Annotated in this window: 9 protein-coding genes; all 9 read left to right on the top strand. The window is 35.0% G+C overall.

Annotation, left to right across the window (positions count from 1 at the left end; genetic code table 11):
• Window positions 1-108 precede the first annotated feature (108 nt).
• The 9 genes from BLQ56_RS09615 (at window position 109) to BLQ56_RS09575 (ending at window position 8,408) form a co-directional block, all read left to right on the top strand.
• Entirely contained in the window at window positions 109-1,212 is a 1,104-nt protein-coding gene (locus BLQ56_RS09615; RefSeq protein WP_090852882.1) for a prephenate dehydrogenase, read from the top strand.
• 45 nt (window positions 1,213-1,257) lie between these two features.
• Window positions 1,258-2,556 carry a 3-phosphoshikimate 1-carboxyvinyltransferase gene (gene aroA / locus BLQ56_RS09610; RefSeq protein ID WP_090852880.1) on the top strand — a complete coding sequence of 433 codons (1,299 nt, stop codon included), beginning with the start codon at window positions 1,258-1,260 and terminating at the stop codon, window positions 2,554-2,556.
• A 170-nt stretch (window positions 2,557-2,726) separates the two neighbouring features.
• The gene (locus tag BLQ56_RS09605) at window positions 2,727-3,635 is read left to right on the top strand and encodes a hypothetical protein (protein WP_090852877.1); all 909 of its coding nucleotides are present in this window, start codon (window positions 2,727-2,729) and stop codon (window positions 3,633-3,635) included.
• Between the two features lie 18 nt (window positions 3,636-3,653).
• Window positions 3,654-4,907, top strand: a complete 1,254-nt coding sequence (locus BLQ56_RS09600) for a tetratricopeptide repeat protein (RefSeq protein ID WP_090852874.1) — start codon at window positions 3,654-3,656, stop codon at window positions 4,905-4,907.
• A gap of 102 nt (window positions 4,908-5,009) precedes the next feature.
• A complete protein-coding gene (locus BLQ56_RS09595) occupies window positions 5,010-5,564 on the top strand; it encodes a ReoY family proteolytic degradation factor (RefSeq protein ID WP_090852871.1) in 555 nt (184 codons plus the stop codon).
• Between the two features lie 146 nt (window positions 5,565-5,710).
• Entirely contained in the window at window positions 5,711-6,169 is a 459-nt protein-coding gene (locus BLQ56_RS09590; RefSeq protein ID WP_090852868.1) for a YpiF family protein, read from the top strand.
• A gap of 219 nt (window positions 6,170-6,388) precedes the next feature.
• On the top strand, window positions 6,389-6,898 hold the full coding sequence (locus BLQ56_RS09585) for a Rieske (2Fe-2S) protein (protein ID WP_090852865.1): 510 nt from the start codon (window positions 6,389-6,391) through the stop codon (window positions 6,896-6,898).
• A 3-nt stretch (window positions 6,899-6,901) separates the two neighbouring features.
• Window positions 6,902-7,576: a menaquinol-cytochrome c reductase cytochrome b subunit gene (gene qcrB, locus BLQ56_RS09580; RefSeq protein WP_090852862.1), complete on the top strand. Its 675-nt coding sequence runs from the start codon at window positions 6,902-6,904 to the stop codon at window positions 7,574-7,576.
• A 64-nt stretch (window positions 7,577-7,640) separates the two neighbouring features.
• Window positions 7,641-8,408, top strand: coding sequence for a menaquinol-cytochrome c reductase cytochrome b/c subunit (locus BLQ56_RS09575; protein ID WP_090852859.1), 768 nt, complete (start codon window positions 7,641-7,643; stop codon window positions 8,406-8,408).
• The last annotated feature ends 104 nt before the right edge of the window (window positions 8,409-8,512 follow it).

Raw genomic sequence — 8,512 nt, 5'->3', positions numbered from 1 at the left:
ATAAGCCAATCCGCCAAGAAGGTTAAAGAGCAACCTTCTAGTCGGCTTGTCTTATGCCTGTCGCCGATAAACGGGCTCCTTGCGCTTTTCTTATTTGGAGGTGGTTTTGTGAAGGGGAATGTTCTTATTGTAGGCTTGGGTTTGATCGGTGGTTCTATCGCACTAGGAATAAAAAAAGAACATCCAAGCTGTAAAATATATGGATTTGATATAAATGTTGATCAAGGGAGGCTCGCAAAAACATTACATATTATTGATGAGATTGTTCAGGATTTAGACCATGTAATGTCTATTTGCGATTTTATCTTTATTGCAGTTCCAGTTAAACAAACTGAAATGTTATTAAAACAAATGGAAACAATTGAATTCAAAAAGTCTGTCATAGTATCCGATGTTGGTAGTACAAAAGAAAAAATTGTAGAAAAAGCAGAAGGTTTAAGGCAAAAGGGAGTAACATTTATTGGTGGACATCCAATGGCGGGGTCACATAAAAGTGGTATAGTTGCGGCGAAAGCACATTTGTTTGAGAATGCATTTTACATACTCACACCCCATGATGGTCAATCACAAAAGGAAATTGCTGAGCTAAAATATTTATTGAATGGAACGAAAGCAAATTTCATTACCTTAACACCACAAGAGCATGATCGTGTTGCAGGTGTAATCAGCCATTTTCCTCACATTATAGCAGCAGGGCTCGTTCATCAAGCAAAAAACTATAGTGACAACCATGATTTAGTCAGCCGGTTAGCAGCAGGAGGATTTAGAGATATAACGAGGATTGCTTCTAGTAATCCTGTAATGTGGCGAGATATTCTACTACATAATAAAGAGCCTCTTCTCCAAATGTTTGATGAGTGGATTAAAGAAATGGATATGGTCCGTCATTTTATTGCATCGGATAATAGTGAACAAATTTATCAATACTTTGCATCTGCAAAAGATTTTCGCGATGACTTACCAACACGAACTAAAGGGGCAATTCCTTCTTTTTATGATCTTTTTGTAGATGTGCCAGATTACCCTGGGATTATTTCTGAGATTACAGGTTATTTAGCTGTAGCTAAAATAAGTATTACAAATATTAGGATTATTGAAACACGTGAAGAAATATATGGGGTATTACGCCTAAGCTTTCAAAGTGAAAATGACCGTGAAAGTGCAAAGTTATGTATTGAATCAAATACAAATTATGAAACCTTTTATGGGTAATTATGATATATTATCTAAATAGTCAAAAATTTATGAGGTGTTATTATGAAAACGATAAAAAAGCTCCCTCAAAAAGTAAAGGGATTAGAAGGTTCTATTATAATTCCAGGGGATAAATCCATTTCTCATCGTGGTGTTATGTTTGGTTCGATTGCTGAAGGGAAGACACTAGTTAAAAATTTTTTAACAGGGGAAGACTGCCTGAGTACAATCGATTGCTTTAGAAAAATGGGTGTTGAAATAAATCTTAAGGATGATCTTGTTGAAGTCGAGGGTAAAGGTTTTGACGGATTAAAGGAACCTGAAGAAATTCTCGATGTAGGGAATTCTGGTACAACTACTCGACTGATTTTAGGGATCTTATCCGGTAGTAATTTTCATTCTTGCTTAATAGGAGATGAATCAATCGGAAAGCGTCCGATGAATCGGGTTACATCTCCTTTAAGAATGATGGGAGCCAAGATAGATGGACGAAAAGAAGGTGGATTTACGCCTTTGGCAGTTCGTGGCAATCCGTTAAAAGCAATTGAGTATGTATCACCAGTTGCTAGTGCACAGGTGAAATCTGCTGTTTTACTAGCAGGACTTCGAGCAGAGGGTGTTACTTCAGTTTCAGAACCAGCAAAATCAAGAGATCATACTGAAAGAATGCTAAGAGCCTTTGGGTGTGAAGTGGAAGAATCTGGACTAACTGTATCAATTAAGGGTGGACAAACTTTAAAATCAACAGAAATAATAGTTCCTGGTGACATTTCATCAGCAGCATTCTTTTTAGTGGCTGGTGCAATTACACAAAACAGCTCGATTACACTTAAGAATGTTGGAATGAACCCAACTAGAACAGGTATTATTGATGTGCTTCAAAACATGGGTGCAATGCTCAGCATAGAAAATGAAAGAATTGTTAATTTTGAACCGGTGGCAGATTTAACAATTACTAGTTCAAACCTTAAAGGAATTGAGATTAGCGGCGATTTAATTCCTAGGTTAATTGATGAAATTCCGATCATTGCGTTATTAGCTTCACAGGCAAATGGAGTAACAGTAATCAAGGATGCAAGTGAGTTGAAGGTCAAAGAGACAAACAGAATTGACACTGTAGTGGATGAGCTAACAAAGCTTGGTGTTAATATTCAGTCTACAGATGATGGAATGATCATAACAGGTTCAAAAACCCCTTTATCAGGCAACCAAGTTAGTAGTTATGGAGATCATCGAATAGGAATGATGCTTGCGATTGCATCACTTATTACAAATGGTGATATTAATTTAGAAAATCCAGAAGCTATTGCTGTTTCATATCCTAACTTTTTCAATCATCTCGAGCAGTTAAGTAAATTTTAAATAAAGGACTGTCCTAAAAAAGTGTTTTATTTAGGACAGTCTTTTTTGTGTATTCTCTATTCCTAAGCTAGCACCATTTAGTTATCATACTTATCCTGTCATAAGCATAGCTTGTCTTAAGATGACTAGATTGTTTAGCTACTAAAACTTAGTGAATGGGGGAGGTATTTTTGACGTACTTAATAGAACAAGCGAATGTACTAAAAGAGAATAGGGTAGCAAAGTGCTCAATTGTTGTAAAAGATACAAATATTGACTATATTAGTAATAGTAATAAACACTTAAATTTTATGAGAATGGATCTTTCAACCTATTTATTAACCCCTGGACATATAATGATGAATTTTTCATTTTCTAAAAATCTGCAATTTAATGAATTTAAAGAAGTGATGATTAAGAACTACATAAATAAGGGTTGTACAGGGTTGGTAGTTGTATGTGATGTTAAAAATGAACGTGAGCTTTCTAAAAGGATTGAAGCTACTAAACATTTTCTATTGAACAGTCCGATTGACTTCTATATTTGTGTGAAAATCCCATTGAAAGCTTTGACGCCTTCATTGGTTAGAGCGTGTAAAAAATTAAAACTTCCTGCTTTGGTGGTTGATATTGAAAATGAACTAGATTTATATAAGATACCTTGGGGATGGATCAAAGAAGCGTTTTACCCTTATTTCTTTCCATTAATTCCAAAATGGCATACAAAAGAAAAATCCCTCTTCAATAGTAACAAGCATTATGAGATTTGGAGTAGGTTAATGGAAGATCATGGTATACCTACTGTAAAAACATGTCCTGATGAAAAATCACCTTTATCGTTAGACACTCTTAAAAAAATGGGCATATATCCTGCTAAAGGTGATATTCGAATTAGAGGACAGTTGGATTATAATTTATATAACATGGATGAAATGACCTCTGTTAATGAAGAGCCAGTATTCAATTTTGACCATCATAGCCCTGTTGTCACCATGCATAAGGGTAAGTTTCTGAAGATTGGCGCTGAAGTGTTTTTTTATCCTGGTTTTGGCAGGGATTGTAAAGTAAAGTTACCAGGTCATTTTGCATCCGGAAGATAAAAAGGAGTTACAAATTAAATGAGTAAATTAGCAGATGCGATCGAGTTAGTAGAAAACGGCGAACCTGAAAAGGGTTTGCAATATATAAAAGAAATTAAAGCTCAATGTACAGATGATGAAAAATACGAATTGGCGGAATCGTATTTAAAATGGGGTCTTGTGGAAGAAGCTAAAGAAATCGTTCAGGAACTGTTATTTCTTTACCCAGATGAAGGTGACTTATTAATATTGATGGCAGAAATCTTAATTGATATGGATGAAGAAGAGGAAGCAATCTCTTTTCTTGAAGATATTTCAGAAACTGATGCCGTATATGTAGAAGCATTGATACTTCAAGCTGATTTATATCAAATGCAAGGTTTACATGAGGTTAGTGAACAGAAGCTTCTAATTGCTAAAAGAAAAATGCCAAAAGAGAGCATCCTTGATTTTGCGTTAGCTGAACTATATTCAAGTCAAGGCGAATATAAGAAAAGTATATCTTATTATGAATCGGTTTTATCAGAGGAAGAAATCGTTGCCGGTGTTAATGTAAATGCCAGATTGGCTGAGTCCCTAAGTACAATGGGTGAGTTTGAAGCATCACTACCTTACTTTCAGAAAGCCATTAGTAAGGGAGAGGATATTAATACACTCTTCAACTATGGTTTTACATCACTTCAAGCAGGCTATCATATTACAGCGATAGAAACATTTTCTAGATTAAAAGAATTAGATCCTGAATATTTGTCATTATATTTGCATTTAGCAAAGGCCTATGAACAAGAAGAAATGATTAAAGAGAGTTATGAAACAGTTAGTGAAGGCATTCTGATTGATAATTTAAATAAAGAACTTCATTTCTATGCAGGAAAGCTTGCGATTAAATTAGGTGATTCTTTATCAATTGAGAAGCATCTTCGCGAGGCTATTGCAATTGATCCAGGGTATATAGAGGCAATCATTACAATCAACAAATTCTTTATTAATGAACAAAGGTATGAAGATGTTGTTGAATGTTTACAAGAAGTAATGAATTACGGTGAATATGATCCCCAATTTGAATGGGACCTTGCTCACGCGAAAAATAAACTTGAAGAATATTCGGATGCATTAAACCATTATCGACTTGCATATACTTCTTTTAAGGAGACAGAAGATTTCTTAAGAGAATATGGCTATTTTCTATTAGAGGATGGACATAGGGATGATGCAATATCTATATTTAAAGACTTACTAAAAATTGATCCAACTAATTATGAAATTGAAGAACTAATTTTAAACTTGGAGTAATCGTAAAATATTTGTTAAAGCAGGAGTATGAATTGGTTCTGTCGAATTAATAAAGTGCTTACAAAAATAACTAATCACAATTGCAGAGGAGGGAAGCATGCGATGACTACCCCTGTATCTGTCAACGAGAAGAAAGACTTCATTCGCTGGTTTCTTAATAACTATCAATTAAAGAGAAGAGAGTGTGTCTGGATTTTAAACTACTTGATGAGTCACGACCAATTAATGAAAAATGTTCATTTCGTGGAACAAGCGCAATACTGCCCTAGAGGAATCATTATGTCGACGCATTGTGTTGATGATGTTCCATTCCGGTTTTATAAGGAAAATGTGATGACAACAGATGCTGAGAAGTCTTTTCATGATATTCGGTTGAATAGAGATGAAGAAATATATATTCAATTAAACTTTAGATCTTCATTTCACACTCAACAGTATGTAGCTGTTTTAGAAGAAAATCCTTTCATGCCACAACATCTGCAAGTTAATGAAAAAGATACGATGTTGGCTGAAAAGTTTCTCGAAGAATCAATCCATACTTATCAAAAAGAAAAGTTATTAAAGCAAATTGATGAAGCACTTGATCAACAAGATCCAAGTAAATTTCAAAAGCTTACAGAGCAATTGAAAAAATTATCTCGTTCTAATTGCCATTAAGTTCGTTAAAACCAAACACATAAAGATTATTTTTGTTGCTGACAAATGCGCATTCGTTTGTCAGCTTTTTATTGTTTATCAATTCTGTTTCGTACCATTTTGTGGTATCGTAGAATTAGATATTTATGATGAAGGAGAGAAGAATTTTGAAGTGGACAACAAAAGATATAGATTTATATTTAAAATCTAAAGAATATGTGGATACCGCTATTGTTCCATTGTTACCTGTGACTTTTGACAACAATCTCAAAAAAACGGTTGAGATAGGTGAATTCACAACGGTACTTTCACAAGAAATTGAACGGCAATTTAAAGGTAGAGTTGTTTTATTCCCGTCTTTTACATACTCTGAGACAGAGGGAATTGAGAGTTCCTTATCTAGGTTAAGTTCGTGGTCTGATGAATCATTAACTAGTGGTTTTAAACATTTGATATTTATCACATCTGACACGACTTGGAAACAACATGAAGAAAGTCTAAAAGGTTCTCTTATTTCGATCCCTACATTGCCACTTGAGCATCTTGATGATCGTCTTAAGCAGTCCATGCTACAGGATCAGATGAAAGGTTTAATTACTATTTTCATGAGAATATGGCAAGATTAAATTTTATGAAAATAACATTAACAAATTATCGATAGTAAAAATAGAAATTAATAATATACTTACACTAGTTTTCATCATAAAAATAACATAGTTGCCTTAATATAAGAGAATGATGATATTGACCTCGTCATAATATTGATATATCATGAGTATGTCCTAGTATAATTGTGTTAAATTTATGTCCGGATGGACTTAGCATTTGATAGAGGGGGGAAAACTATGAGCGAGAAAAAACATAGGGTATCAAGACGTCAGTTCTTAAATTACACTCTTACTGGTGTGGGTGGATTTATGGCTGCTGGAATGTTAATGCCGATGGTACGTTTTGCAATTGATCCAGTTTTAAAACCAAAACAGGAACAAGATATGGTTCAGGTTGCTAGTGTTGAAGATATTACAAATGAACCACAACGTATTGATTTTAAAATTAATCAGATTGATGCTTGGTATGAATCAGAAGAGCCGAGATCAGCTTGGGTCTACAAAGATGAGAGCGATAAAATCATTGCCTTATCACCTGTCTGTAAGCATTTAGGCTGTACCGTTGACTGGAATACAGATCCACAGAATCAAAATAGATTCTTCTGTCCATGCCACTATGGTCTTTATGAAAAAGATGGTCAAAATGTAAAAGGTACACCACCTATAAGTCCATTAGACAGATTTGTTACAGAAGTGAAAGATGGATATTTATATTTAGGTCAGGCGAAACCACAAGGAGGGGCGTAATAAATGTTAAATAAGATCTATGACTGGGTTGATGAGCGCTTAGATATTACGCCTTTGTGGCGAGATATTGCTGATCACGAAGTACCAGAGCATGTTAATCCTGCTCATCACTTCTCAGCTTTTGTATATTGTTTTGGTGGCTTAACTTTTTTTGTAACCGTTATTCAAATTCTTTCAGGTATGTTTTTAACGATGTACTATGTTCCAGATATTAAGAATGCATGGGAATCCGTGTACTATCTTCAAAATGAAGTAGCTTTTGGGCAAATTGTCCGTGGTATGCATCACTGGGGTGCTAGCTTAGTAATCGTTATGATGTTCTTACATACGCTTCGTGTTTTCTTCCAAGGTGCGTATAAAAAACCCCGTGAATTGAACTGGGTTGTTGGTGTACTTATTTTCTTTGTTATGCTTGCACTAGGCTTAACTGGTTATTTATTACCTTGGGATATGAAAGCTTTATTTGCGACGAAGGTTACTCTTCAAATTGTTGAAGCTGTACCGATTCTTGGTCCTCATATTAAAACATTACTTTCTGGTCATCCAGAAATCGTGGGTGCACAAACTTTAACTAGATTCTTTGCAATCCATGTATTTTTCTTACCGGCAGCTTTATTTGGATTAATGGCTGCGCATTTTATGATGATCCGAAAACAAGGTATTTCAGGGCCACTTTAAAATGATCCTATTGTTTTGTTAGTGAAAGAACCTATAATTCCTTAGAAAAGGAGGGGGAACTGATATGCATCGTGGAAAAGGAATGAAGTTTGTTGGAGATTCCCGTGTACCAGCAGTTAGAAAACCGAATATCCCAAAGGATTATTCAGAATATCCAGGAAAAACAGAAGCATTTTGGCCAAACTTTTTATTAAAAGAATGGATGGTAGGAGCTGTCTTCTTAATTGGATTTTTATGCTTAACAGTGGCACATGAGCCCCCGTTAGAGCGTATTGCAGACCCTACAGATACAGCGTATATTCCGTTGCCTGACTGGTATTTCTTATTCTTATATCAATTACTGAAATATTCATATGCTTCAGGTCCATATACAATCATTGGAGCACTTGTTATTCCAGGATTAGGTTTTGGTGCTTTAATGCTTGCGCCATTCTTAGATAGAGGTCCAGAACGACGTCCTTCTAAAAGACCAGTTGCTACGGGTTTAATGTTATTAGGTGTTGCTGCAACTTTTTATCTAACTTGGGAATCTGTTGACCAAACAGACTGGGAGCTAAAAAAACAGCAAGGTGCTATTGTGGCTGAAGCTGAAATAGATAAAGAGTCTGAAGGATATCTTCTTTATCAAGAAAAAGGCTGTATTGGTTGTCACGGTGAAAATCTAGAAGGTGGTCCTGCAGGAAAAGCGTTAGTTGATAACGGTTTAGACGTAGATCAAATTAAAGATATCGCTGTTAACGGTATAAATACGATGCCAGCTGGAATGTTTGAAGGCTCTGATGAAGAGTTACAAGCATTAGCAGAATTTATTTCTGGAGTTACATCCAAATAGTAAAAAAGCTGACTATAATGGTCAGCTTTTTTACTATAAAGATTGTGCTAATATTACAAGTTCACTTTTACTATAATGTTACGAAAGTTGGTTTTACGAGTGAA

The sequence above is a fragment of the Litchfieldia salsa genome (assembly GCF_900104555.1).
In the GTDB taxonomy this organism is placed as follows: Bacteria; Bacillota; Bacilli; order Bacillales; family Bacillaceae_L; genus Litchfieldia; species Litchfieldia salsa.
This window is presented reverse-complemented; position numbering and strand designations above follow the sequence as displayed.

Excerpts from the sequence above, each read along its gene's own strand:
- aroA (WP_090852880.1), top strand. The coding sequence starts at position 1,258 with ATGAAAACGATAAAAAAGCTCCCTCAAAAAGTAAAGGGATTAGAAGGT.
- BLQ56_RS09600 (WP_090852874.1), top strand. The coding sequence starts at position 3,654 with ATGAGTAAATTAGCAGATGCGATCGAGTTAGTAGAAAACGGCGAACCT.
- BLQ56_RS09595 (WP_090852871.1), top strand. The coding sequence starts at position 5,010 with ATGACTACCCCTGTATCTGTCAACGAGAAGAAAGACTTCATTCGCTGG.
- BLQ56_RS09585 (WP_090852865.1), top strand. The coding sequence starts at position 6,389 with ATGAGCGAGAAAAAACATAGGGTATCAAGACGTCAGTTCTTAAATTAC.
- qcrB (WP_090852862.1), top strand. The coding sequence starts at position 6,902 with ATGTTAAATAAGATCTATGACTGGGTTGATGAGCGCTTAGATATTACG.
- BLQ56_RS09575 (WP_090852859.1), top strand. The coding sequence starts at position 7,641 with ATGCATCGTGGAAAAGGAATGAAGTTTGTTGGAGATTCCCGTGTACCA.